Here is a 26320-nt window from a genome sequence, read left to right on the forward strand (position 1 = left end):
CGGCCGCATGCTACCGGGTGACCTCGGTGACGGCGTCCAGCCATTCTGTCGGATTGCGGCCCGTCGTCGCGCTCAGCCAGACCAGGTACTCATGGTTGCCCTGGCTGCCGACGATCGTGGAGGGGACGATGCCGGCCGTGCCGATCCCGAGATCCTGCGCCGCCCACAGCACGTTCGCCACCGCATCCGCCCGCAGCGCCGGGTCGCGCACGATGCCTTCGCGGATGCCCGTGCGGCCCACCTCGAACTGCGGCTTCACGAGCAGCACGAAATCGGCCCCGTCGGCTGCTGTCTCGACGAGTGCGGGAAGCACCGTGCGCAGCGAAATGAAGGACAGATCCCCGACGACGAGATCCGGCCGGGCCGGCTCCCCGAGCAGGGCCGCCAGCACCTCGGCCGTCAGCGCGCGGGCGTTGATGCCTTCGAACGACCGAAGCCGTGGCTCGCGCTCCAGTTCGGGTGCGAGCTGGCCATGGCCGACGTCGATCGCGATCACGAGTCGCGCATCCCGCTCGAGCAGCACCTGGCTGAACCCACCGGTCGACGCCCCGACATCCATCGCTACCCGCCCCTGCACCGGAACCCCGAAGGTGTCGAGCGCCCCGATGAGCTTGTAGGCGCCCCGGCTGACGTAACGGTCGATCTCCACGACGTCGATGCGCTGATCGTCGCGGACCTTCGCCGACGCTTTGACAACTCCCTCGCCATCGACGGTCACCAGTCCGTCGGCGATGAGTTTGGCCGCGTGCGTGCGGGAGCGGGCGAGGCCGCGCTCCGTCATCGCGACGTCGAGCCTGGCCTCAGCCATGGGTGCGCGGAACGTCCCCACCCTCGAGCAGCTGGCGCAATTCGTCGTGCACCTGCGCGTACGCTTCGGCCCGCGAGGGCAACGGCTGGTCTTCGATCACGCGCAGACGCGGCACGAGGGCGTCGTCGATCGCAGTCTGGGTGTCGTCGTCGGAACTCACGTCTCTACGCTAGCGCGTGCCGGCGCAGACGGACCTCAGGTGTACAGCCGTTCCGGTACGTTCAGCCCGTAGATGGCCCGGCCGGATGTCCAGATCACCGCCGTCGCCGCACGCAGCAGGTTCAGTTCGGATGACCCTTCCGCCACGATCTGCACATCGTTCCCGCTGATTCGAACGGTCGCGTCTCCAACCGTCGCGGTCGTGTTGTCCTTCGAGAAGCGCGTCTGCGGATACGGCTCCGCCAGCCCGCGAAGATCCTCCAGGATGTAGGTGGGCCGCGAGTTCGCGTCCGCGGCGATCAGCTGCTTCGCCTTGTCTATCCCCGTGAGAACGTGGACGGAGGGGATGCCCGCCCGGTTGGCACCGAGGATGTCCGTGTCGAGCCGGTCGCCGATGAACAACGGCGAGGTGGCGTCGAATCGGGCTGTCGCCTCTTCGAAGATCGCCACTTCCGGCTTGCCGGCGACGAGTGGCAGTCGGCCGGTCGCAGTGTGCACAGCGGAGACGAGAGTGCCGTTGCCCGGTGCGATCCCGCGGGCGACCGGAATGGTCCAGTCCGTGTTGGTCGCGACCCACGGCCGTTCTTCCTCCGTGCTGCGCTGGAGCGCGAATGACGCTTCGGCCAGGTCTTTCCATCCCAGGTCGGGGTGGAAACCCTGGATGACCGCGGCCGGTTCGTCGTCGGCAGACCGCACGACGGTGAAGCCGGCCTTTTGGACCTCGTGCACGAGACCGTCGCCGCCGACGACCAGAATGCTCGACGCCGGCGCCACGTGCCGGGCGAGGAGGCGAACGGCCGCCTGTGGCGAGGTCACGATGTCGGAGGGCTCTACGTGGAGGCCCAGCTCGTTCAGGTGCTCTGCGACGGATGCGTCGGTGCGGGACGCATTGTTGGTGATGTACCCGACGCGAACCTTCCCGCGTGCCGCGTTGAGACTCTCGACGGCGTGAGGGATCGCCCGCTGCCCGGCGTACACCACGCCGTCCAGATCGGCGAGCACGACATCGACCCCGTCGAGCGGAGCCGCGCCGTCGCTACTTCGACGTCGGAAGATCGCCATCGCGACCGTCTTCGTCGTCGCCCTCGTCGGTTCCGTCGTCTACGGTTCCGTCGTCTGCTGCGCTGTCGTCTTCACCCTCGACGATCTCGACGTCGTCGTCCTCGTCTTCGTACTCGATGACGACGTCGCCCTCACTCTCACTGTCGAGCGTCGCGCCCAGGGCATCGCCGGCACTGGGCGCCTCGATCTCGTCGTCGCGCTCTCCCTCGATCTCCACGTCGGGCTCCTCTTCGGCCTCTGCATCGACCTCGTCTTCCAGCTCTTCCTCGATCTCTTCCTCGACAACGTCGACGGTCTCGTCGTCGGCGGCACCGCGGGTGATCCCGATAGCCTGTTCGGCTCGCGCCGCGCGCTCCCTCCAGGTCGACGCCTCTTCGTCGCGGCCGAGCTCGTCGAGCACATCGCCGTAGGCGTGGAAGAGTTCGGGGCTCCAGGAGTAGGCGCGGTTCGGGTCGAGCTGGGGAATCTCCAGTTCCGCAAGCGCCTCGTCGTTCTGGCCGAGGTCGAGCCGCGCGCCGGACATTGCGATGGCAAGCGAGACCTGCACGTCGGTGGGAAGCAACGCTCGGTCGACGGACCGCCCGAGCTCGAGTGCCCGGTCGGGGCGCCCCACGCCTCGTTCGCTGTCCACCATGAGCGGCAGCTGGTCGTTGGAGCCGCTGATCCGCCGGAAGGTACGCAGCTCCCGCAAGGCCAGCCCGAAGTCGCCGGTCGCATAAGCGGTGATGGCCAGGGTTTCGCGCACGACGGCGACGCGTCCTGCACGCCGGGCTGCGGACAGCGCGTGCTGGTGCGCGAGTTCGGGTTCGTCTTCAATGAGCTGGGCTGCCATCACGAGGTGGCGTGCCACCCAGTCGGCGTTGTCTTTGCTCAGGGTCTTGAGTTCGGCACGTGCGACCTTGTCGAGATCGCGCGCCTGGATCGCTTCGGGGATCTCGGGGTCGTCGTGACGTGTGCGCACCGAGCGCAATTCACGTGCCAGGCGCTCTTCTTCGGTCAGAGCACGCTCGTAGTCGTGCGCATCCCGGTCGCCGCGCGCCGGTTTGCCGTCGCGGGTCCACAGTTTCTTCTCCCGACCGCCGTCGCGTGAACCGTGGCTCTCTCGCGGGCCGCCATGCCCGGCGCCGGGACGCCCGGAGCCGGCACGGCTCTGTCCTGCCCCATCCCGCTTCCACGGCTGGCCGCTCTTCGCGTCGCCGGGTTTCCCGTCCCGCTTCCACGGCTGGCCGCTCTTCGCGTCGCCGGGTTTCCCGTCCCGCCAGGGTTCCCCTCCGGTGGTTTTGCGTGGTGCACCGGTCTTGTCTCCCCGGTAGCTGCTCGCACGCGGACTGGAGCCGCGGTCGTGGTCTGCGCGCGGCGGACGTGCGTCGCCGGTGCGCTTGTCGCCGGCCTTCCGGTCGCTGTTTACGTGCGGCGGGCGGTTCCCCTGGGGCCGGCCGCTGGTGTGGTGTGAGCTGTCCCGTCGCTGGCCGTCCCGCTGGGGCCGGTCGCCTTCGCGGTTGGGTTTCTGCTCGTCTGACGGTGAGTCGCTCACGTCTTCTCCTGTGTGTGTGGGGCGCAGCATTTCAAGCCTACGGCCGCCTCGAGGCGGTTTCTGGGGTGACTTAAACGCAAAATGGCCACCCATCACTGGGTGGCCATTTCACAAAGAAGTCCGGCGGTGTCCTACTCTCCCACAGGGTCCCCCCTGCAGTACCATCGGCGCAGAGAGTCTTAGCTTCCGGGTTCGGAATGTAACCGGGCGTTTCCCTCTCGCTATGGCCGCCGAAACACTATTGATGTATCAAAAGTGAACGAGCAATCATTGCTGATTGTTCGGTTCTCGACCGTACATCGAGAACCACATAGTGGACGCAAGCATTCTCATGGCCCCTCATACCAGCCTTACAACATGTATGAGAGTAATGATTATCAAGATATCGGCTTATTAGTACCGGTCAGCTCCATGGGTCTTTAGTCCCCACTTCCACATCCGGCCTATCAACCCAGTAGTCTAGCTGGGAGCCTCTCGCCCGAAGGCATGGAAATCTCATCTTAAGGCCGGCTTCCCGCTTAGATGCTTTCAGCGGTTATCCATCCCGAACGTAGCTAATCAGCGGTGCTCCTGGCGGAACAACTGACACACCAGAGGTTCGTCCAACCCGGTCCTCTCGTACTAGGGTCAGATCCTTTCAAATTTCCTACGCGCGCAGCGGATAGGGACCGAACTGTCTCACGACGTTCTAAACCCAGCTCGCGTACCGCTTTAATGGGCGAACAGCCCAACCCTTGGGACCTACTCCAGCCCCAGGATGCGACGAGCCGACATCGAGGTGCCAAACCATGCCGTCGATATGGACTCTTGGGCAAGATCAGCCTGTTATCCCCGAGGTACCTTTTATCCGTTGAGCGACAGCGCTTCCACAAGCCACTGCCGGATCACTAGTCCCGACTTTCGTCCCTGCTCGACTTGTCAGTCTCACAGTCAAGCTCCCTTGTGCACTTACACTCGACACCTGATTGCCAACCAGGTTGAGGGAACCTTTGGGCGCCTCCGTTACTTTTTGGGAGGCAACCGCCCCAGTTAAACTACCCACCAGGCACTGTCCCTGAACCGGATTACGGTTCTAAGTTAGATATCCAGAGTGACCAGAGTGGTATTTCAACAATGACTCCACGAACACTAGCGTGCCCGCTTCAAAGTCTCCCACCTATCCTACACAAGCCACACCGAACACCAATACCAAGCTGTAGTAAAGGTCACGGGGTCTTTCCGTCCTGCTGCGCGTAACGAGCATCTTTACTCGTAGTGCAATTTCGCCGAGTTCGCGGTTGAGACAGCTGGGAAGTCGTTACGCCATTCGTGCAGGTCGGAACTTACCCGACAAGGAATTTCGCTACCTTAGGATGGTTATAGTTACCACCGCCGTTTACTGGGGCTTAAATTCTGAGCTTCGCCGAAGCTAACCCTTCCTCTTAACCTTCCAGCACCGGGCAGGCGTCAGTCCGTATACATCGTCTTGCGACTTAGCACGGACCTGTGTTTTTAGTAAACAGTCGCTTCCCACTGGTCTCTGCGGCCTTCAAACGCTCCAGGAGTAAATCCCTTCACGCATCAGGCCCCCCTTCTCCCGAAGTTACGGGGGCATTTTGCCGAGTTCCTTAACCACGATTCTCTCGATCTCCTTGGTATTCTCTACCTGACCACCTGAGTCGGTTTGGGGTACGGGCGGCTGGAACCTCGCGTCGATGCTTTTCTTGGCAGCATAGGATCACCGATTTCGTCAATTAAGACTACCCATCGTGCCTGGGCCTATATGAGGGACGGATTTGCCTATCCCTCGGCTTACACACTTAGACCGGGACAACCATCGCCCGGCTCGGCTACCTTCCTGCGTCACACCTGTTAATACGCTAACCGCACCAGCATAGGGTCGTGTGCTAGGCCCGCTCGTCTAGGCCCGAAGGCTTCGATCAAGGGGATTCAGACACTTAGCATTACTGGATTAGTTTGGGCGGTTCTTCGCCGGTACGGGAATATCAACCCGTTGTCCATCGACTACGCCTGTCGGCCTCGCCTTAGGTCCCGACTTACCCAGGGCGGATTAGCCTGGCCCTGGAACCCTTGGTCTTTCGGAGGACGGGTTTCTCACCCGTCTTTCGCTACTCATGCCTGCATTCTCACTCGTGTAGCCTCCACGGCTGGTTTACACCGCCGCTTCGCTGGCCACACGACGCTCTCCTACCCATCAACACGGCTGGACCACGAAGGCCTACCACTAATGTCAATGCCACAACTTCGGTGGCGTGCTTGAGCCCCGTTACATTGTCGGCGCGGAATCACTTGACCAGTGAGCTATTACGCACTCTTTCAAGGGTGGCTGCTTCTAAGCCAACCTCCTGGTTGTCTGTGCAACTCCACATCCTTTCCCACTTAGCACGCGCTTTGGGACCTTAGTTGGTGGTCTGGGTTGTTTCCCTCTCGACGATGAAGCTTATCCCCCACCGTCTCACTGCTGCGCTCTCACTTACCGGCATTCGGAGTTTGGCTGACGTCAGTAACCTTTTAGGGCCCATCGGCCATCCAGTAGCTCTACCTCCGGCAAGAAACACGCAACGCTGCACCTAAATGCATTTCGGAGAGAACCAGCTATCACGAAGTTTGATTGGCCTTTCACCCCTATCCACAGCTCATCCCCTCCATTTTCAACTGAAGTGGGTTCGGTCCTCCACGACGTCTTACCGTCGCTTCAACCTGGCCATGGATAGATCACTTCGCTTCGGGTCTAGGACATGCGACTGAATCGCCCTATTCAGACTCGCTTTCGCTACGGCTACCCCTCTCGGGTTAACCTCGCCACATATCGCTAACTCGCAGGCTCATTCTTCAAAAGGCACGCTGTCACCCCTACAAGGAGGCTCCAACGGTTTGTAAGCAAACGGTTTCAGGTACTATTTCACTCCCCTCCCGGGGTACTTTTCACCTTTCCCTCACGGTACTTGTCCGCTATCGGTCATCTGGGAGTATTTAGGCTTATCAGGTGGTCCTGACAGATTCACACGGGATTTCTCGGGCCCCGTGCTACTTGGGATACTTCTCGGGTGATTGCTGCATTTCGACTACGGGGTTGGCACCCTCTATGACTGGCCTTTCAATGCCATTCGTCTATACAACGTTCTAACCCTTGCTGTTCGGCAGAAGCAGCTGAAAAGTCCCGCAACCCCGACCATGCAACGCCTGCCGGCTATCACACATGATCGGTTTAGCCTCTTCCGGTTTCGCTCGCCACTACTAACGGAATCGCTTTTGCTTTCTCTTCCTGTGGGTACTGAGATGTTTCACTTCCCCACGTTCCCTCTACCCGCCCTATATATTCAGGCGGGAGTCACTGGGTCACCTTACGGGCCCAGCGGGGTTTCCCCATTCGGAAATCCTCGGATCAAAGTTCGTTTATCAACTCCCCGAGGCTTATCGCAGATTACTACGTCCTTCTTCGGCTCCAGATGCCAAGGCATCCACCGTTTGCTCTTAGAATCTTGAAATCACATGAGTTTGAATCGATTTCTCATAAGAAAAATTGACCAATGATTAGTCAGAACATCCCGAAGGATGTTCCTAAAATCTTTTGTGATTGATCCCGAAGGATCAATCTAAGATGCTCGCGTCCACTGTGTAGTTCTCAAAGTACGGGCGGTACCTTTTCTGCGACTCGAGTTATGAGCGCAAGAAAAGGTCCAGAGGTCCAGGTTCTCATCCAAGCGGATGAGGTCCGGTCCCTCAGGACCCAACAGCGTGCATGTGCGGTGCTTCCAGGTTCAAAGTGTTCCTTCTCCGAAGAGCGTACTGACTTCGAGCCGTTCGGCTCCGCACCAATGTCAATGTTCCACCCATGAGCAACCAGCTGAAACGTTTGTTCAGATCTGGCGCCTGGACACTCCGAGGAGTGCCAGATGCTCCTTAGAAAGGAGGTGATCCAGCCGCACCTTCCGGTACGGCTACCTTGTTACGACTTAGTCCTAATCACCGATCCCACCTTCGACGGCTCCTTCCACAAGGGTTAGGCCACCGGCTTCGGGTGTTACCGACTTTCATGACTTGACGGGCGGTGTGTACAAGGCCCGGGAACGTATTCACCGCAGCGTTGCTGATCTGCGATTACTAGCGACTCCGACTTCATGAGGTCGAGTTGCAGACCTCAATCCGAACTGAGACCGGCTTTTTGGGATTCGCTCCACCTTACGGTATTGCAGCCCTTTGTACCGGCCATTGTAGCATGCGTGAAGCCCAAGACATAAGGGGCATGATGATTTGACGTCATCCCCACCTTCCTCCGAGTTGACCCCGGCAGTCTCCTATGAGTTCCCACCATTACGTGCTGGCAACATAGAACGAGGGTTGCGCTCGTTGCGGGACTTAACCCAACATCTCACGACACGAGCTGACGACAACCATGCACCACCTGTATACCGACCTTGCGGGGCGACTGTTTCCAGCCGTTTCCGGTATATGTCAAGCCTTGGTAAGGTTCTTCGCGTTGCATCGAATTAATCCGCATGCTCCGCCGCTTGTGCGGGCCCCCGTCAATTCCTTTGAGTTTTAGCCTTGCGGCCGTACTCCCCAGGCGGGGCGCTTAATGCGTTAGCTGCGACACGGAAACCGTGGAATGGTCCCCACATCTAGCGCCCAACGTTTACGGCGTGGACTACCAGGGTATCTAATCCTGTTCGCTCCCCACGCTTTCGCTCCTCAGCGTCAGTTACGGCCCAGAGAACTGCCTTCGCCATCGGTGTTCCTCCTGATATCTGCGCATTCCACCGCTACACCAGGAATTCCATTCTCCCCTACCGCACTCTAGTTTGCCCGTACCCACTGCAGGCCCGAGGTTGAGCCTCGGGTTTTCACAGCAGACGCGACAAACCGCCTACGAGCTCTTTACGCCCAATAATTCCGGACAACGCTTGCACCCTACGTATTACCGCGGCTGCTGGCACGTAGTTAGCCGGTGCTTTTTCTGCAGGTACCGTCACTTTCGCTTCTTCCCTACTAAAAGAGGTTTACAACCCGAAGGCCGTCGTCCCTCACGCGGCGTTGCTGCATCAGGCTTGCGCCCATTGTGCAATATTCCCCACTGCTGCCTCCCGTAGGAGTCTGGGCCGTGTCTCAGTCCCAGTGTGGCCGGTCACCCTCTCAGGCCGGCTACCCGTCGTCGGCTTGGTGAGCCGTTACCTCACCAACTACCTGATAGGCCGCGAGTCCATCCTTGACCGAAATTCTTTCCACCCCCTGGAGATGCCTCCGAGGGTCGTATCCGGTATTAGCTTCGGTTTCCCGAGGTTATCCCAGAGTCAAGGGCAGGTTACTCACGTGTTACTCACCCGTTCGCCACTGATCCAGAGGAGCAAGCTCCTCTTTCACCGTTCGACTTGCATGTGTTAAGCACGCCGCCAGCGTTCGTCCTGAGCCAGGATCAAACTCTCCATAAATGTTTGATTGCTCGAAGCGCAAGCGCTTCGGCACATCTAGTGCTGCGGGCCACCGGAATGGGTGAACCACGCTGCAAGTTTGAAACTGACAGAACAAATCATTACTGACTTGCTTTGTTGTTTAATCTGTTTCCAAAGGAATCTCTCACGTAGCCGAAGCTACGAGTCGAGGTTTTTGGCATTTGACATTGTGCACGCTGTTGAGTTCTCAAGGATCGGACGCTCCCAATTTTCAGCCTCTCGGCCTTCTCTTTGGGGCAACTTCTCTACCTTACCACTCTCATTCGCTTTGTCAAATCGGCCGTTTCGCGTTATTCCGGTGATCCGTATTCGGACACAACCGTTTCACACGATCCGAGCCAGTTAGACCTGCTCAGTGAGTGGGTTTTCCATCCTATGCGCTAAGACAAACTCCTTCAAGAGGAGCCTTGTTTTATGCTTAGGATTGGTCCCGCTTGAGGCCGAGAAGCTCTTCCGCTTCCCGCACCTTTGGGGTGACAAGTAAGTACTTTACGCAGGTCCCCGGGGGCGTGCAAATCTGGGATGCAGCCCGGGCGTGTCGGCGGGTTCCGCTCCCCCGCGCCACCGCTCACTTCCGCGGAATCACGCGGATCTCTGCCCCCTGATGCCGGCTTTCGAGCCGAGCGCGCATCGGATACCCCCTCAGGTTCACCTCAGGAACGCCCCGGCCGACAGCTCCGGGACCAGCCCGGAAACGACGAAGGCGCGGACCGGCCGAAGCCGATACGCGCCACTGTCGAAGCGGGGAACCGGTACTACTCGAGGAAGACGCCGGCGAGGGTCTTCTTGCCGCGACGGAGAACCGCCATGCGGCCGGCCAGCAGGGACGTGCTGAGCGGGGCGTCGCCATCCGCCACTTTGTCGTTGTTCACGTACACGCCGCCCTGGGCGATCGCTCGCCGGGCCTCACCGAGGCTCGCGGTGAGTCCTGTGTCGACCAGTACCTGGGCGACGGTGACAGTCGGCGCCGTCGTGGTGTTGGGCAGTTCCCGAAGCGCGCTCTCGAGTGTCACGGCATCCAGTTCCGTCAGCTCCCCGCGGCCGAACAGCGCCTCGGCCGCCGCGATGGCTGCATCCGTCGCCGCCGGTCCGTGGACGAGACTCGTCACCTCGTAGGCCAGCCGGCGTTGCGCCTCACGCCGGAACGGCTCGTCCCTGACGGCCACTTCGAGTCGTTCGATCTCCACGCGGGTCAGGAAGGTGAAGACTTTCAGCCGGTCGATGACGTCGGAGTCGTCGGTGTTGACCCAGAACTGGTACAGGGCGTATGGGCTCGTGAGGTTCGGGTCGAGCCAGATCGCATTGCCCTCGCTCTTGCCGAACTTGGTTCCGTCGCTGTTCGTGATGAGTGGTGTGCCGATCGCATGGGCGGCCACATGCTCGACGCGTCGGATGAGGTCCGTTCCGCTGGTGAGGTTGCCCCACTGGTCGCTGCCCCCGGTCTGCAGGATGCAGCCGTACGTGCGGAACAGCTCGAGGTAGTCGAGGCCCTGGAGGATCTGGTAGCTGAACTCCGTGTAGCTGATGCCCTCGTCGGAGTTGAGGCGCGCGGCCACGGCATCCTTTTTCAGCATCGTTCCGACCCGGTAGTGCTTGCCGATCTCGCGCAGGAAGTCGATCGCCGAGAGCGGCGCCGTCCAGTCGAGGTTGTTGACCAGCCGCGCCGGGCTGTCCCCTTCGAAGCTGAGGAACCGCGAGACCTGTTGCTCCAGGTAGCCGACCCATTCGGCGACGGTCTCCCTCGTGTTGAGGGTGCGTTCTGCGGTGGGCCGCGGATCGCCGATGAGGCCTGTCGATCCGCCGACGAGTGCGAGCGGCCGGTGCCCGGCGAGCTGGAGCCGCCGCATCAGCAGCAGTTGCACCAGGTTGCCGAGGTGCAGGCTGGGCGCGGTGGGATCGAAACCGCAGTAGTAGGTGATCGGTTCACCATTCAGCAACTGTTTCAGCGCGTCCGGATCAGTCGAGACATGCACCAGGCCGCGCCAGACGAGTTCCTCCCACAGATCGTCGAAGGTCGGATCGTTGGCTTGCGCGCTGAGGATGGCCGAGTCTGACACGAGATTCACAGTAGCAGCGCCATTCGGGGCGATTCACGTCGACGGATAAGACCCCAGGACCTATCTGCTTAATAGTTAGGCTTGAGAGTCTAATGTGGAATAAGTTAGACTCTGGGACCTAAGTAGGAGGAGAGCGGATGTTCGTCATCACCGCTGACCAGGTGGACAGCCGGTCGCGCGCAGACATCGTCGGCAGCACCCTGAGCCGCCTGAACGACGCGCACGCCGACCAGCTCGTGCTCCCCGTAGACCGAAACGCGGGCGACGAACTCCAGGTGCTCACCGACGACGCCGGCACCGCGCTGGCGATCGTCCTCGACCTCACCCGCGACGGCGCGTGGAGCGTCGGGCTCGGAGTCGGCTCCGTTCGGCTCCCCCTGCCGGCCGAGACGCGCGAGGCCAGCGGCGACGCGTTCGTCGCGGCCCGCGAAGCGGTCGGCCGCGCCAAAAAGGCAGCCACCCGGTTCGCCGTCGAAGCCACGAGCGGACGGAACAACGACGGATGGCCGGGTGCCGCAGACGCGGAGGCGCTGGTCAACCTGGCCCTCGTCATCCGTGAGCGCCGCACGCCGCCCGGCTGGGAGTTGTACGACCTCGTCGCCGCCGGTCTCACCCAGGCGGATGCGGCAGCGCGGCTGGGCATCGCCGCCCCGTCGGCCAGCTCGCGCGCCCGCGCCGCCGCGGTGCGTCCTGAGCTCGCGGCGCTGCCGGCCCTCACTAGGCTGTTGGAGAACGTCGACAGAGCGAACACACGAACGGATCCTCAGGAATAATGCCCTACCTCAACCTGCTGATCGCCCTCGGACCGGTCGCCTTCTGGGCCGGTGTGCTCGTCATGGTGATCACGAGCCTGGTCTGTGCCGCATTCACGCTGCGGCACCCGCGACGCGCCCTCGTCTACATCTCTGCGGTCGCCCTCGCTGTGGCGTTCGTCGCAGTGGCCGTGCCAGGCCCGGAAGCGCCGCCCGTCGCCAAAGTCCTGCTCGGCATCACGGTGCTGGCGCTCAGCGTCGTCGGCGGCGGCCCCGCTGCACAGCTGGTGCTTGCGCTCGCCTCCCGGGGCAGCGTGACGGCCGGCACACACGGCGGCATCGTCATCGGCGAGCGGGCGACCGCGGACAACCCGTACGGAGGTACCCGTGAGGTGCTGCGCGGCGGAACGTTCATCGGCTACCTCGAGCGGTTCGCGACCGCCGGCGCGATCATGGCGGGATTCCCCGAAGCCATCGCGGTGCTCATCGCGATCAAGGGCGTCGGACGGTTCACCGAGCTCGAAGCGGCCGAAGCGCGCGAGCGGTTCATCATCGGCACCCTGGTCAGCCTGATCTGGGCGTGTGTCTGCGCCGGGGTCTTCCGGCTCGCGATCGCCTGAAGCCGCTCCTGCGGCGCAGAACCCTCAGGCCTTCGGATGCCTGCGGTACGGCGACACGGTCGGATCGCCGGCGATCCAGTAGCGCCACGGGAACTCGAGGCCGCCGCCGGCGCCGCTCACACCGGTCCGTGGCCCGCTGGCCGCCGCGACAGGATGCTCGGCCAGCTGCAGGCCGAACGGCGGCTCCAGCAGGTCGGCACCGCCGTCGTCGAGCGAGATGCCCATCGCTACGACCAGGCGGGCCGGACCCCGGGCCAGGTCCCTGACCGGAACGGACGGCCCGCGGCGCTCGCGTGCGAGGCTCTCCCCCTCGACGACCTCGCCCCCGCGAAGCAGCACGGCCGACGCGATGCCGTCGGGCGAGCATACGACGTTCGCGCAGACGTGCATGCCATAGGTGAAATACGTGTACAGGTGACCGGGCGGCCCATACATCACCCCGTTGCGCCGGGTGCGACCGCGGAAGGCATGCGACCCGGGGTCGACGCCGTCGCCGACGTAGGCCTCGACTTCGGTGATGCGCAGGGCGACGACACCCTCAGCGGTCTCATGCGTCAGCACGGCGCCGAGCAGACGCGGACCGACCTCGAGTGCCGAGGCCGCGAAGAACTCCCTGGGTGGGGTCGTGAGGGCACCCGCTACCACCGGCAGCCCGCCATCAGAACATCCGCCAGCCGTTCACCGCCACGATCACCAGCCCGGTGACGACGACCACGGCGGCCACGATCGCGATCGTGGGGATGATCCACGGATACTTCGGGGTGCGCTTCTCGCGCCGGGCAGGACCGGTCATGTCAGGTTCCTTCTCGCGGCGGCGAAAGCCGAGGTGAGCATACGCACCCGTTCCGTGAGCGCAGCGAGCTGTTCGCGCACGCGATCCGGGGCGGTGCCGCCGACGCCGTCACGGCTCGCCACCGACCCCTGGATGGTGAGGATGTCGCGCACGTCGGGAGTCAGCAGGGGTGACACTGCGGCGAGCCCGGCGTCGTCGACCTCGGCGAGTTCCAGCCCCCGGTCTTCTGCGTACTTGACCAGGCTTCCCGTGATCTCGTGGGCGTCACGGAAGGGAACCCGGCGCTTCACCAGCCACTCGGCCACATCCGTCGCAAGCGAGAACCCCTGCGGCGCGAGCTCGGCCATGCGCTCGGTATGGAACCGCATCGTCGCCACCATCCCGGTGAACGCGGGCAGCACCACCTCGAGGGTGGTCACCGAATCGAAGACCGGCTCCTTGTCCTCCTGGAGGTCGCGGTTGTATGCGAGCGGCAATCCCTTGAGCGTCGTCAGGAGCCCGGTGAGGTTGCCGATCAGCCGGCCCGCCTTTCCGCGCGTGAGCTCCGCGATGTCTGGATTCTTCTTCTGGGGCATGATCGACGACCCGGTCGAGTAGGAGTCGTCGAGGGTGACGAAGCCGAACTCGCGCGTGTTCCAGATGATGATCTCCTCGGCGAACCGCGAGAGGTCGATGCCGATCTGGGCTGTCACGAAGGCGAACTCGGCGACCACGTCGCGGCTCGCCGTTCCGTCGATCGAGTTCTCCACGCTGTGCGCGAAGCCCAGCTCGGAGGCGACCAGCTTCGCGTCGAGACCCAGGGTCGAGCCGGCGAGCGCACCGGACCCGTACGGCGAGACGTTCGCCCGCTTGTCCCAGTCGGACAGTCGCTCGAGGTCACGCACGAGCGGCCAGCAGTGCGCCAGCAGGTGATGCGCGAGCAGCACCGGCTGCGCGTGCTGCAGGTGGGTCCGCCCAGGGAGGATGGCGGCCGGATGCGCGTCCGCCTGCGAGGCGATCGCGTCGATGAGCGCGATCAGCTGCTCGGCGATGACACCCGCGTGGTCGCGCAGGTACAGGCGGACGAGCGTCGCGATCTGGTCGTTGCGGCTGCGGCCAGCGCGGAGCTTGCCGCCGAGCTCGGGCCCCGCACGATCGATCAGCCCGCGCTCCAGTGCAGAATGCACGTCCTCGTCGGCGTCGTCGGCCACGAACTCCCCGGAGGCCACGGCGCTGTCCAGCTGGTCGAGGGCTGCGAGCATGGCCCCGAGTTCGTCATCGGTCAGGTAACCCGCGGCTGCGAGCACTGTGGCGTGCGCACGCGACCCCGCGATGTCGTAGGCCGCGAGCTGCCAGTCGAAATGGGTCGACTTACTGAGCGCGGCCAGCTCCGGCGACGGGCCGCCGGCGAACCGGGCGCCCCACAACGCGCCTGCCTCGCCCGCGCGGTTCTCCGAATCGTGCTTCGACACGATGCCCTACTGGCCGGCGAGGTCGCGGCGGGCCGAGATCTTGCTCGGCAGGGACCACAGCTCGATGAAGCCCTTCGCGAGGGACTGGTCGAAGGTGTCGCCGGTGTCGTAGGTCGCCAGGTTGAAGTCGTAGAGGCTCTCGCCGCTGCGCCGACCCGTCACCACGGCGGTACCCGCGTGGAGCTTGAGGCGGATGTCGCCGGTCACGTGACGCTGCGTCTCGTCGATGAAGACATCCAGCGCCCGCTTGAGGCCGGAGAACCACAGGCCGTCGTAGACCAGTTCGGCCCACTTCGCTTCGACGCCGCGCTTGTAGCGGGCGACGTCGCGTTCCACGGTCATGTTCTCGAGTTCTTCGTGCGCGGCGATGAGGGCGATGCCGGCCGGGGACTCGTACACCTCGCGGCTCTTGATGCCGACAAGGCGGTCCTCGACGATGTCGATGCGACCGACGCCCTGGCCGCCCGCGACCCCATTCATCAACTGCACGGCTTCGAGAGGGGTGACCGGCTTGCCGTCGATGGCGACCGGGACGCCTTCGGAGAAGCTGATGACGACCTCGACCGCTTCCCGCGGCACGGCCGGGTCTTCGGAGTAGGTGTACAGGTCTTCGATCGGCGCGTTCCACGGGTCTTCGAGGAAGCCGGTCTCGACCGCGCGACCCCACACGTTCTGGTCGATCGAGTACGGGCTCTTCTTCGATTGCTCGATCGGCAGGTTGTGCTCGGCCGCGTAGACGATCGCCTTGTCGCGGGTCAGTGCGAAGTCGCGCACCGGCGCGAGCGAAGTCAGGTCGGGGGCGAGGGCTGCCACCGCGGCCTCGAAGCGCACCTGGTCGTTGCCCTTGCCGGTGCAGCCGTGCGCGACGCTGTCGGCGCCGAGCGCCTTCGCGGTCTCGGCGAGGTGCTTGGCGATCACCGGACGGCTGAGCGCCGACACCAGCGGGTAGCGCTTCTGGTAGAGGGCGTTCGCCTTGAGGGCGGGCATGAGGTAATCGTTCGCGAACTCGTCCTTCGCGTCGACGACGACAGCTTCGACGGCGCCGCAGTCGAGCGCGCGCTGGCGGATCGCCTCCATGTCCTCGCCGCCCTGGCCGACGTCGACGGCGAGTGCGACGACCTCCTTGCCGGTCGCATCCTTCAGCCAGCCGATGCCGACCGAGGTGTCGAGTCCGCCCGAGTATGCGAGCACAACGCGTTCAGCCATGGTTCTCCTTCAATGATCCAGTTCGAGTGTATGGGGTCGGCCCTCAGGCCGCGTTCCGGGCGAGCAGCCAGACGAGCAGCGCCTTCTGGGCGTGCAGGCGGTTCTCCGCCTCGTCCCAGATGACGCTCTGCGGTCCGTCGATGACATCGGCCGTGACCTCGTAGCCGCGGTCGGCCGGCAGGCAGTGCATGAACAACGCGTCGGGCTTCGCCAGCGCCATGAGGTCTGAGTCGACGCGATAGGAGCCGAACACCGACAGGCGCTCGGCTTTCTCGTCCTCCTTGCCCATCGAGACCCACGTGTCGGTGACGACGACGTCGACGCCGGCGACGGCTTCGCGCGGGTCGGTGAACAGGGTCACGGAGCCGCCGGTCGCCTGCGCGATCCGGTCGGCATCCGCCACGACCTGCGCCGCCGGCGCGTACGCCGCAGGCGACGCGATGCGCACGTGGATGCCCGCCGTCGCACACGCGAGCACGTACGACTGCGCCATGTTGCTGGCTCCGTCGCCGAGGAACGTCAGCGTGAGGCCGGCGAGGCTCCCCCGTTTCTCTTTGATCGTCAGGAGGTCGGCGAGCAGCTGGCAGGGGTGGAAGTCGTCGGAGAGCGCGTTGATCACGGGAACGGTCGTTCCGGCAGCCATCTCTTCCAGGCCCGCCTGCCCGTAGGTGCGCCAGACGATGGCGGAGACCATGCGCTCGAGCACGCGTGCCGTGTCGGACGGCGTCTCTTTTCCGCCGAGCTGGCTGTTTGCCGTGCTGATGATCAGCGGGCTGCCGCCGAGGTCGGCGATGCCGACGGCGAATGACACACGGGTGCGCGTCGAGGACTTGTCGAAAATCACGGCGACCGTCTGCGGTCCGGCGAGCGGCCGTGCGCTGAACCGGTCGCGCTTCACTTCGGCAGCCAGCTCGAGAATCTCAGCCTGCTCGGCGGGCGTGATGTCGTCATCACGAAGGAAGTGCCTGGTCATGGGTCGCTTTCTTTCGGGGCGGATGGGTGGGGCAGCACGTCAGGCTGCCATCGTCGCGAGGGCGCGGCCGAATCGCTCGCGGAAGTCGGCGATCTCGGCGTCTCCGACGACGAGCGGCGGGGCGATGCGGATGCTCGACTCGTTGGGTGCGTTGATGATCAGGCCTTCGGCGAGTGCCGCATCCGAGAGCCGGTGTGCGTGCGGCTCGGAGAGACCGATGCCGACGAGCAGGCCCTGGCCGCGCAGCACGTGGATGAGCGGCGAGTCGAAGCCGAGGATCACGTGGCGCAGCTGCTCACCGCGCACGGCTGCGTTCTGTACGAGGCCGGCACGCTCGATCTCGCCGAGGACGGCGTTCGCCGCCGCTGTCGCCAGCGGGTTGCCGCCGAACGTGCTCCCGTGCTGGCCGCGGACGAAGAGCTCCGATGCGTGGCCGAAAGTGACCAGCGCGCCGATCGGGATTCCGCCCGCCATCCCCTTGGCGATCGTGACAGCGTCGGGGAGGATCCCGGCGTGCTCGTAGGCGAACCACCTGCCCGTGCGGCCGACGCCGGTCTGGATCTCGTCGATGATCAGCAAGGCGCCGTGCTTCTCGGTGAGCTCCCGTGCACGCTGGAGGAACCCGGTGGGAAGGTCGATAACGCCCGCCTCCCCCTTGATGGGTTCGACGAAAAGAGCCGCGACGTGGTCGTTGATCGACGCTTCCAGCGCCTCGATCGTCGAATCGATGTGCTCGACGCCCGACGGCATCGGCTCGAAGGCCTCGCGCATCTGCGGTTTGCCGGTCAGTGCGAGCGAACCCATCGTGCGACCGTGGAACGCGTTGTGCAGGGCGAGCACGCGGGTGCGGTGGCCCGATCCGCGATTCAGGCGGGCGAGCTTGAACGCGGCCTCGTTGGCCTCCGTGCCGGAGTTGCCGAAATAGACGCGACCCTGCTCGCCTGCGCCGGTGATGCGGGTGAGCCGTTCGGCGAGTTCCAGCTGCGGCGGCGTGGCGAAGTAGTTGGAGACGTGGGCGAGTGTTGCGACCTGGGTGCTCACCGCATCCACCAGCACCGGGTGGGCGTGCCCGAGCGAATTCACCGCGATCCCTGCGAGGAAGTCGAGGTAGCGGTTGCCCTCGACGTCCCAGACGTAACAGCCCTCGCCGCGGGCCAGCATGACCTGCGGAGTCGCCAGCGTGCGCATCATGGTGTGGCCGAAGCGTTGGTTCCAGCCTGTGGTCTCGGTCGTCATGCCGGCACCACCTCCGTTCCGATGCCGTCCTGCGTGAATACTTCGAGAAGGATGGAATGAGGGATGCGGCCGTCGATGATCGCGGCTTTGGCCACGCCGCCGTCGACGGCATCGAGGCACGCCGTCATCTTCGGGATCATGCCGGACTCGAGCCCCGGCAGCAGCGCGCGCAGGGCGTCGACGTCGATCTTCGAGACGAGGGAGTCCCGGTTCGGCCAGTCGCTGTAGAGGCCGGCCACGTCAGTCAGGATCACCAGTTTCGCGGCACCGAGTGCCACGGCGAGCGCGGCAGCTGCGGCGTCGGCGTTCACATTGAGTGACTGCCCCGCCTGGTCGATGTCGGGGGCGATGGAGGAGACCACCGGGATGCGGCCGGCGTCCAGTTGCGCGTGCACCGCCTCCGGGTCGACCGCGACCACATCTCCGACGAGTCCGAGGTCGACCTCGACGCCGTCGACGACCGCGCCGCGCCTGCGGCCCGTGAACAGGCCCGCGTCCTCGCCGGACAAGCCCGCGGCGAGCGGACCGTGCTCGTTGATGTGCCCGACCAAGTCGCGGCTGATCTGACCGGTGAGCACCATGCGCACGATGTCCATCGCTTCTGGTGTCGTCACGCGGTAACCGCCGCGGAACTCGCTGGTGATGCCGAGCCGGTCGAGCATCGCCGAGATCTGGGGTCCGCCGCCGTGTACGACGACCGGGTGGATGCCCGCATAGCGCAGGTAGACCATGTCCTCGGCGAACGCGCGCTGCAGCTCCGGGCTCACCATCGCGTTGCCGCCGAACTTCACGACGATGATCTGGTCGTGGAAACGCTTCAGCCACGGAAGCGACTCGATGAGGGTCGCCGCCTTCTCGGTGGCGTCGGCGTGGCTCACCGTTCCGGCCTGGGCGTCGATGTCGTACTCCGTATCCATGCCGTCAGCTCGCATATGCGCTGTTTTCGTGCACGTAGTCGTGCGTGAGGTCGTTCGTGAGGATCGTCGCCGTCGCGGGGCCGGCGTGCAGGTCGATCAGCACATGAACGGCGCGCGGGGTCAGGTCGACGAGGTCGCGCGGCCGGTCTGGCTCCCCTGCCGAACAGATCTGCACGCCGTTGATCGCCACGTCGATCCCGTACGGGTCGAACTCGGCGCTCGTCGTTCCGACCGCAGCGAGCACCCGACCCCAGTTCGGATCGTTGCCGAAGATCGCCGCCTTGAACAGGTTGCTGCGGGAGACGGCCCGGCCGACCTCGACCGCGTCGTCTTCGGAGGCCGCGTTGACGACCTCGATGGCGATGTCGTGGGATGCACCCTCGGCGTCGGCCTGCAGCTGCTCGGCGAGGCTCCGGCACACGGAGGTGAGCGCCTCGGTGAACGCCGCAACATCCGGTTCGACGCCGCTCGCCCCCGAACCGAGGAGGGCGACGGTGTCGTTCGTCGACATGCAGCCGTCGGAGTCGAGCCGGTCGAAGGTGACCCGGGTCGCCGATCGCAACGCTGTGTCGAGCTGCTCGGAAGTCAGGGCCGCGTCGGTGGTGATGACGACCAGCATGGTCGCGAGACCCGGCGCGAGCATCCCGGCGCCCTTCGCCATCCCGCCGACCGTCCAGCCGTCGGGCGAGGCTATGGTGGCCTGCTTGGCAACCGTGTCCGTCGTCATGATCGCTTCGGCGGCGGCGAGGCCGGCCGCCTCGGAGTCGCTGCCGTCGGACGCGATGGCGAGCGTCGCATCCCACACCCCGACCTTCAGCAGGTCGAGGTCGAGCTGCTCGCCGATGAGACCGGTGGAGCAGATCAGGACGTCGCCAGAGGAAACGCCCAGGCGGTCGGCTGCCGCCTCAGCGGTCTGATGCGTCGTCTGGAATCCGGCCGCACCGGTGTAGCAGTTGGCTCCGCCCGAGTTGAGCACGATCGCGGAGACGACGCCATCGGAGATGACCTGCTCACTCCACAGCACCGGGTTCGCCTTGCAGCGGTTGGTGGTGAACACCGCGGCCGCCGCCTGGAGAGGCCCGAGGTTGCGCACGATGGCGAAGTCTCGCTTGCCGCTCGACTTCAGGCCGGCGACGACGCCGGCGGCGGCGAATCCGGATGCTGCGGTGACGCTCACGGGGCTACTCCATTCACGGTGAGGCCGGTCGTCTCCGGCAGGCCCAGGGCGATGTTCGCCGACTGGATGGCGGCACCGGCCGTGCCCTTGACGAGATTGTCGAGCGCGAGCACCGCGATGACCCGGCCGACCGCTTCATCGACGGCGAGGCCGATGAGTGCGGTGTTCGCACCGAGCACGTCCGCGGTGCGCGGCATCTGACCGTCGGGGAGCACCTGCACGAAGGGTTCGCCGTGATAGGCGTTCTCCCACGCCTCGCGCACCTCGTCGGACGGGACGTCCGGCTTCAGGCGCGCCGTCACGGTTGCGAGGATTCCGCGCGACATCGGCACCAGGACCGGTGTGAAGGAGACGGTGGGACTGGCGGCCCCGGCGAGACGGAGGTTCTGCTGGATCTCCGGGATGTGCCGATGCGAGCCGCCGACCGCGTACGGATTGGCCGAGCCGAGGATCTCGCTCGCGAGATACATCGTCTTCAGGCTCCTGCCCGCGCCCGAAGGCCCGACTGCCAACACCGAGACGATGTCCTGCTCCTCGACGAGCTCCGCTGCGATTCCCGGGGCGATGGCGAGCGAGACGGCGCTCGCGTTGCAGCCGGGCGCCGCGATGCGTGTCGCCCCGGCAAGGTTCTCGCGCTGGTGCCCGCCGCCGGCGAGCGGGAGCTCGGGCACCCCATACGTCCAGGCGCCGAAATAGTCGCCGCCGTAGAACGCCGCCCAGTCGGTCTCGCTGGTGAGCCGGTGGTCTGCACCGCAGTCGACGACGAGCGTGCCCGGGTCGAGGTGCGCGGTGAGTTCGCCCGACGTGCCGTGCGGCAGCGCGAGGAAGACCACGTCGTGGCCGGCGAGTGTCGCCGGGGTCGTCTCGACCAGGGTGAGCCCGGCGAGCGAACGGAGGTGCGGCTGTTGGGCGATCAGGGGCTGGCCGGCATTCTGGAACGCGGTCACCGTGCGCACCTCGAAATCGGGGTGGTCTGCCAGGATCCTGAGGAGTTCTCCGCCCGCGTAGCCGGATGCACCGGCCACGGCTACCGAGAAAGTCATGCTTCTACCTTATTGAGTGGACGACGTGGGAGAAGGACGGCGGCGCCCACGTGAAGCCCCCTCGAGGGTCGCGCGACGTCGCCTAGATTCGGCGGTCGGCCAGGCGTCGACGCAGCGCGCCGGCGGCGACGAGGCCGCGAGCGGAGTGGGAGCGCCGAACGGAAAGCATGCGGCAACCCTAGCGGGTCACCGGCGTCGGCTCCAAGTCGGGGCGGACCACCTGTCAATCGAAGGACTGGATGAATTCCACCCTCGGATGCGCCGGGTCACCGGAAGCGACACAGAGATCCGAGCCGTAATCGGTTTCGTCCAGCTGGTAAGCGACATCCACAAAGATGGCGTTGGGGTCCCCGTGTGCGCGGTCGACCGTGAAGCCGTTCTCGCTCGCGAGGCCGAAATCGTTCATCTCCGGTCGCGGAGTCGGCAGCGGAACACCCGACGGCCAGGTTCCCGCAGGCAGAGCGGCCTCGCAGGCCGCGTAGATGCTCTCGATATCGAAGCCGTTCAGTGTCGTCGCCGGGGGCTCGGGGGGTGTGGTCGGCGTTGGGGTCGGGCTTGGGCTTGGGGTCTCGGGCGGGGTCGGGGTGACCGTCGCTGTCGCCACGGGAGGTGGCGGAGGCTCGACGAACGGAAGGTGCCCGGTCAGCGCGAGTGCGGTGCCCCCTGTCGAGATGAGGACCGCCGCAACGATCAGCGAGACCAGGAGTGCGAGGCGGTGCGGGCGGATGCTCCGCGCGGAATCGCGCTCCACCTGCGTGACCAGCATGTCCGAGATCGCGTCGAGGCGTTCCTGATCGAACGGGGATGTGTTGTTCACAGCGGTCATCGCACACCTCCTGCGATTTCGGTCGGATCGACAAGTTCGACGGTGAGCTCAGCCAGCCTGCTCTTGGCGCGGGAGAGCCGGGATTTCACAGTGCCGAGGGGAACGCCCAGCGTCTCTGCAGCATCCGCGAGCTGCATGCCCTGGATCACGCAGAGCGACACGATGTCCTGTTCCTTCGCCGACAAGGTCGCGAAGGCTGCCCGAACAGCAGCACGCCTCGGTTCATCGTCGAGCCGGTCGTTCACCGCCGGGGCGAAGTCGTCCTGGTGCCGGGGAGCAGGCAGACTGTCCATCGCATGCCGGTGGCGGCGTCGGGTGCGGGAGAAGTTGCGGGCGACATTGTTCGTCGTCACCAGCAGCCAGGGCACGATCGACCCGTTGACGATGCGGACTGAATCCCGCCGACGCCAGGTCTCCAGGAAGACGAGAGCCGCGATGTCTTCGGCGTCGTGAAAGGAGTCGACCGAGCGCATGGCCTGCCAGAGCACGCGATCGCGGTGCGCCCTGAAGAAGGCACCGAACGCGGCCGGATCCCCCGACCGCGCCAGCACCCAGTCCTCGGGCTCAGCTTCCCCCAACACTGACGTCATAACTCATAGTGTCCGATGGGCCAGAAAAGGTTCCATCGCCGCGGGCTGCCTCAGTCGCGGATGTGGGCGCCGAAGAGTTCGCCGGCGCGCGCAGCCCCGGCGAGCTTCGCTTCGCTGGCCTCTGCGGCAGTGAGCGTGCGGTCGCCGGCCCGGAACCGGAGCGCGAACGTCAGGCTCTTCGTGCCCTCGGGGATCCCGTGGCCGCGGTAGTCGTCGACGAGCCGCGCATGTTCGAGAAGGTCCCCCGCGCCGTCGATGACGGCACGCTCGACGTCGCCCGCCGGCACCTCGGCACCGACCACGAGCGACAGATCCTGGGTCGCCGCCGGGAACGCGGTGATCGCCGATGCGTGCAGCTGCTGCGGCGCGAGGTCGAACAGCAGGTCCAGGTCGAGCTCGAAGACGCCGACAACGCGGGGCAGGTCCGCCTCTTCGGCGAGCGCCGGGAGGAGCTCGCCGGCGAAACCGATCGGCACGTCACCGACGCCGCGACGCACGACGAGCTCCGCGGTGCGCCCCGGGTGGAGCGCCTGGTGCGCGCCCTGTATGGGCTCGACCGCCAGTCCGACGGAGGCGCCGATCTGCTCGACCATGGCCAGGATGTCGGCGATGCCCGCGGGGACGGCCGGCAGGCCCGGCTGCTTCGGGATCGCATTGCCGAGCACGAGACCTGCAACGTGCTGCGGCTGTGCCGGAATCCCGGCGTTCAATCCCGAGAGCACGTCGTCGGACGGCAGGGCGGCGCCGGGCGGCAGCGACTGCGAGCCGAAGGCGCCGTCGGGGGCCGGCAGGAACACGGTTCCGACCTCGTACAGCTCGAGATCGACCAGCCCTCGCGACAGGTTGCGCTTCGCGATCTCGATGAGCCCGGGCAGCAATGACGTGCGCAGGTACGGCACCGTGCCGTCGAGCGGGTTGGCGAGCTTGACGGCTGGGACACGGCCGGCGACAGGTGAGCCGAAAGTGTCGTTCGCCTGCTCGGTGACGAACGGGTACGCCAGCACTTCCGTAGCGCCGTTGGCGGCCAGGGTCTCGGCCACCGCCCGACGCAAAAGCTGGCTGCGGGTCAGCCCGCGGCCAGGAGGAGCGACAGGAAGCACCGAGGGGATGCGGTCATAGCCGACGATGCGCGCCACCTCTTCGGCGAGATCCGACTTGTCGGTCAGGTCGGGGCGCCACGTCGGAGGGACCACACTCAGTCCGGCCGACGTCGCGGTGATCGCCCCGCCGATCTCAGCGAGGGCCGACTCGATCTCGTCGTCGGTGAAATCGACGCCGATCAGCGACGAGACGTAGCCTGCGGGCAGCTGGATGGCATCCGGGGTCACGCTCGTGTTGTGCAGGGAGCCGAGGTCGTCCGCGCTGCCGCCGGCGAGCTGCTCCAGGAGCTGGACGACCCGGGCAGCGGCAGCGACAGCGACCTGCGGGTCGACACCTCGCTCGAACCTCTTCGACGCCTCGCTCGGCAGCTTGTGCCTGCGGGCAGTGCGGGCGATCGACACGGGGTCGAAATTGGCAGCCTCGATCAGTACGTTGCGGGTCGACGAACCGATCTCGGTCGACGCCCCGCCCATGACGCCTGCGAGCCCGATCGGCCCGGACTCGTCGGTGATCAGCAGGTCTTCGGGGTCGACCGTGCGCTCCTGGCCGTCGAGGGTCACGAGCTTCTCGCCCGGGCGGGCGCGCCGCACCGTGATGCCGCCACGGAGCGCATCCAGGTCGTAGCCGTGGATCGGCTGGCCCAGTTCGAGCATGACGTAGTTTGTCACGTCGACGACGAGTGAGATCGAACGGATGCCCGCGAGCTTGAGCCGGGCGATCATCCATGCCGGGGTGGGCCGGGTCGCATCGACGTCGCGGACCACGCGGGTCACGAAGACGCTTGCGCCGACGCGCCCGCGGATCGGCGCGGAGTCGTCGATCGAGACCGGGAACGTGCTGCCGGAGGTGTGGCTCGGGCGTCCCCTGAGCAGTTCGGGAGCCGCCGCAGGGTCCCGGAACTCCGCGCCCGTCGCGTGCGAGAACTCGCGTGCGATGCCACGGATCGAGAAGGCGTAGCCCCGGTCGGGCGTGACGTTGACCTCGACGGCCGTGTCGTCCAGACCGAGCAGGCCCACCGCATCCGTACCCACCGGCGGGTCCAGTTCGAGGGTCGCGAGCCGCAGGATGCCGGCGTGCTCGTCGCCGAGGCCGAGCTCGCGCGCCGACGCGATCATGCCGTCGGAGATGTGGCCGTACGTCTTGCGTGCCGAGATCGGGAACGGCCCGGGGAGCACCGCGCCGGGCAGCGACACCACGACCTTGTCGCCCGCGAAGAAGTTGTGGGCGCCACAGACGATTCCACGCACGTCGTCTCCCCCGTCGGCCGCGCGCGAGCCCTCCGGTGCGACACGCACGTGGCACCACCGGATGGTCTTGCCGTTGGTCTGCGGCTCATCGACGAAGTCGAGCACCTGCCCGACGACCACGGGACCGGAGATCTCGAACGTGTGGATGTCTTCTTCTTCGAGACCGACGGAGACGAGTGCCGCATGCACCTGCTCGGCCGTCGTCCCCGGCTCGAGATCGACGTACTCGGCGAGCCAGCTGAGTGGGACGCGCATCAGACCACCATTCCGAACTGCTGCGAGAAGCGCACATCGCCCTCGACCATGTCGTGCATATCCTTCACATCGTTGCGAAACATGAGCGCACGCTCGACACCCACCCCGAAGGCGAAACCGGAGTAGACATCGGGATCGATGCCCGCCGAACGCAGGACGTTCGGGTTGATCATTCCGCAGCCGCCCCATTCGATCCACTGCGGCCCCTCCTTGAAGGTGGGGTGCCAGAGGTCGAGCTCGGCGCTGGGCTCGGTGAATGGGAAGTAGTTGGGGCGCAGGCGCACCTTCGCATCGTCGCCGAACATGTTCTTGACGAAGTGGTCGAGCGTTCCCCGCAGGTGCGCCATCGTGAGCCCCTTGTCGACGGCGATGCCCTCTGTCTGGTGGAACACGGGCGTGTGCGTCGCGTCGAGCTCGTCGGTGCGGAAGACGCGACCGGGTGCGATGCGGTAGAGAGGCAGGTCGTTCTCGAGCAGCGCACGCAACTGCACCGGGGAGGTGTGGGTGCGCAGCACGAGGTGCGCCGAGGTCGGCTCGACGAAGAACGTGTCCTGCATGGCCCGCGCCGGGTGGTCCTCGTCGAAGTTGAGGGCGTCGAAGTTGTACCACTCGCTCTCGAGCTCTGGGCCTTCGGCCACCTCCCAGCCCATGCCGACGAAGACGTCCTGGATGCGCTCCTGGAGCAGTGAGAGCGGATGGCGGGCGCCCGCCTGCCAGCGCGACGGCAGCGCGGTCACGTCGACCCGCTCATCGGCGAGACGCTGCGCGTCCTCTGCGGTCTGGATGTCCGCCTCTTTCGCGACGAACGCCTGGTTCACACGGGCGCGCGCCTGGCCGACGAGCTTGCCGGCGGCGGCCTTCTGGTCGTTGGGGACCGAGCGCAGGCTGGCATTCAGCCGCGCAAGCGGAGAGTGCTCGGCGGTGTGCTCGGCACGGACGACCTTGAGGGCAGCCGAGTCGGCGGCGTCGGCGATCGCCGCGAGGGCCGACTGCACGGCCGCCTCGACAGTTGTCTCGGAGATTTCAGTGGGTTCGGACACGGAACCCAAGTTTAGTGCGAGGT

The 26320-nt window shown here is 65.4% G+C and carries 20 protein-coding genes and 3 rRNA genes; 2 read left to right on the forward strand and 21 right to left on the reverse strand.

The features are described from left to right. Positions 1–10: 10 nt before the first annotated feature. The 8 genes from ACPPVQ_RS13800 to tyrS all read right to left on the reverse strand — a co-directional run bounded on the left by ACPPVQ_RS13800 (position 11) and on the right by tyrS (position 11070). Entirely contained in the window at positions 11–808 is a 798-nt protein-coding gene (locus ACPPVQ_RS13800; protein ID WP_426515674.1) for a TlyA family RNA methyltransferase, read from the reverse strand. Beyond that, positions 801–968: a hypothetical protein gene (locus ACPPVQ_RS13805; protein WP_426515675.1), complete on the reverse strand. Its 168-nt coding sequence runs from the start codon at positions 966–968 to the stop codon at positions 801–803. Before ACPPVQ_RS13805 ends, ACPPVQ_RS13800 begins: the two co-directional genes overlap by 8 nt. A gap of 35 nt (positions 969–1003) precedes the next feature. Continuing rightward, positions 1004–2029, reverse strand: a complete 1026-nt coding sequence (locus tag ACPPVQ_RS13810) for an HAD-IIA family hydrolase (protein WP_426515676.1) — start codon at positions 2027–2029, stop codon at positions 1004–1006. Then, positions 2004–3563: a hypothetical protein gene (locus tag ACPPVQ_RS13815; protein WP_426515677.1), complete on the reverse strand. Its 1560-nt coding sequence runs from the start codon at positions 3561–3563 to the stop codon at positions 2004–2006. Before ACPPVQ_RS13815 ends, ACPPVQ_RS13810 begins: the two co-directional genes overlap by 26 nt. A gap of 118 nt (positions 3564–3681) precedes the next feature. Further along, a 5S ribosomal RNA gene (rrf, locus tag ACPPVQ_RS13820) occupies positions 3682–3798 on the reverse strand. Positions 3799–3936: 138 nt separating this feature from the next. Next, positions 3937–7051: ribosomal RNA gene (locus ACPPVQ_RS13825) — 23S ribosomal RNA — on the reverse strand. 419 nt (positions 7052–7470) lie between these two features. Then, positions 7471–8992 (reverse strand): 16S ribosomal RNA (locus ACPPVQ_RS13830). Together the 16S, 23S and 5S rRNA genes form the textbook arrangement of a ribosomal RNA operon. Positions 8993–9768: 776 nt before the next feature. Continuing rightward, positions 9769–11070 (reverse strand): tyrosine--tRNA ligase, encoded by a 1302-nt coding sequence (gene tyrS / locus ACPPVQ_RS13835; protein ID WP_426515678.1) that lies wholly within the window; start codon positions 11068–11070, stop codon positions 9769–9771. A gap of 137 nt (positions 11071–11207) precedes the next feature. Between tyrS and ACPPVQ_RS13840 the strand changes: the two genes are divergently transcribed. Beyond that, on the forward strand, positions 11208–11843 hold the full coding sequence (locus tag ACPPVQ_RS13840) for a DNA-binding protein (RefSeq protein WP_426515679.1): 636 nt from the start codon (positions 11208–11210) through the stop codon (positions 11841–11843). Beyond that, the gene (locus ACPPVQ_RS13845) at positions 11843–12442 is read left to right on the forward strand and encodes a hypothetical protein (RefSeq protein WP_426515680.1); all 600 of its coding nucleotides are present in this window, start codon (positions 11843–11845) and stop codon (positions 12440–12442) included. The genes ACPPVQ_RS13840 and ACPPVQ_RS13845 overlap by 1 nt, the downstream gene beginning before the upstream one ends. A gap of 24 nt (positions 12443–12466) precedes the next feature. Here the strand turns inward: ACPPVQ_RS13845 and ACPPVQ_RS13850 are convergent, their stop codons facing one another. From ACPPVQ_RS13850 to pheS, 13 genes are all read right to left on the reverse strand, one after another. Then, positions 12467–13087, reverse strand: coding sequence for a DNA-3-methyladenine glycosylase (locus ACPPVQ_RS13850; protein WP_426515681.1), 621 nt, complete (start codon positions 13085–13087; stop codon positions 12467–12469). Positions 13088–13100: 13 nt separating this feature from the next. Further along, on the reverse strand, positions 13101–13235 hold the full coding sequence (locus tag ACPPVQ_RS13855) for a hypothetical protein (RefSeq protein ID WP_426515682.1): 135 nt from the start codon (positions 13233–13235) through the stop codon (positions 13101–13103). Continuing rightward, positions 13232–14686: an argininosuccinate lyase gene (gene argH, locus ACPPVQ_RS13860; RefSeq protein ID WP_426515683.1), complete on the reverse strand. Its 1455-nt coding sequence runs from the start codon at positions 14684–14686 to the stop codon at positions 13232–13234. Before argH ends, ACPPVQ_RS13855 begins: the two co-directional genes overlap by 4 nt. Positions 14687–14692: 6 nt before the next feature. After that, a complete protein-coding gene (locus ACPPVQ_RS13865; protein ID WP_426515684.1) occupies positions 14693–15892 on the reverse strand; it encodes an argininosuccinate synthase in 1200 nt (399 codons plus the stop codon). A 43-nt stretch (positions 15893–15935) separates the two neighbouring features. Continuing rightward, positions 15936–16865, reverse strand: a complete 930-nt coding sequence (argF, locus tag ACPPVQ_RS13870; protein WP_426515685.1) for an ornithine carbamoyltransferase — start codon at positions 16863–16865, stop codon at positions 15936–15938. Between the two features lie 39 nt (positions 16866–16904). Beyond that, entirely contained in the window at positions 16905–18101 is a 1197-nt protein-coding gene (locus ACPPVQ_RS13875; protein WP_426515686.1) for an acetylornithine transaminase, read from the reverse strand. Continuing rightward, positions 18098–19018, reverse strand: a complete 921-nt coding sequence (gene argB, locus ACPPVQ_RS13880) for an acetylglutamate kinase (protein ID WP_426515687.1) — start codon at positions 19016–19018, stop codon at positions 18098–18100. The genes ACPPVQ_RS13875 and argB overlap by 4 nt, the downstream gene beginning before the upstream one ends. Before the next feature lie 4 nt (positions 19019–19022). Next, positions 19023–20195: a bifunctional glutamate N-acetyltransferase/amino-acid acetyltransferase ArgJ gene (gene argJ, locus ACPPVQ_RS13885; protein WP_426515688.1), complete on the reverse strand. Its 1173-nt coding sequence runs from the start codon at positions 20193–20195 to the stop codon at positions 19023–19025. Then, positions 20192–21238 carry an N-acetyl-gamma-glutamyl-phosphate reductase gene (gene argC, locus ACPPVQ_RS13890; RefSeq protein WP_426515689.1) on the reverse strand — a complete coding sequence of 349 codons (1047 nt, stop codon included), beginning with the start codon at positions 21236–21238 and terminating at the stop codon, positions 20192–20194. Before argC ends, argJ begins: the two co-directional genes overlap by 4 nt. Before the next feature lie 223 nt (positions 21239–21461). Then, positions 21462–22064 (reverse strand): hypothetical protein, encoded by a 603-nt coding sequence (locus ACPPVQ_RS13895; protein WP_426515690.1) that lies wholly within the window; start codon positions 22062–22064, stop codon positions 21462–21464. Beyond that, the gene (locus tag ACPPVQ_RS13900) at positions 22061–22654 is read right to left on the reverse strand and encodes an RNA polymerase sigma factor (RefSeq protein ID WP_426515691.1); all 594 of its coding nucleotides are present in this window, start codon (positions 22652–22654) and stop codon (positions 22061–22063) included. Before ACPPVQ_RS13900 ends, ACPPVQ_RS13895 begins: the two co-directional genes overlap by 4 nt. A 50-nt stretch (positions 22655–22704) precedes the next feature. Then, complete coding sequence (gene pheT / locus ACPPVQ_RS13905; protein ID WP_426515692.1) at positions 22705–25257, reverse strand: phenylalanine--tRNA ligase subunit beta; 2553 nt, start codon at positions 25255–25257, stop codon at positions 22705–22707. Beyond that, a complete protein-coding gene (gene pheS, locus ACPPVQ_RS13910) occupies positions 25257–26297 on the reverse strand; it encodes a phenylalanine--tRNA ligase subunit alpha (protein ID WP_426515693.1) in 1041 nt (346 codons plus the stop codon). The genes pheT and pheS overlap by 1 nt, the downstream gene beginning before the upstream one ends. Between the last annotated feature and the right edge of the window lie 23 nt (positions 26298–26320).

The sequence above is a fragment of the Leifsonia sp. McL0618 genome (genome assembly GCF_049994905.1).
Classification (GTDB): domain Bacteria; phylum Actinomycetota; class Actinomycetes; order Actinomycetales; family Microbacteriaceae; genus Diaminobutyricibacter.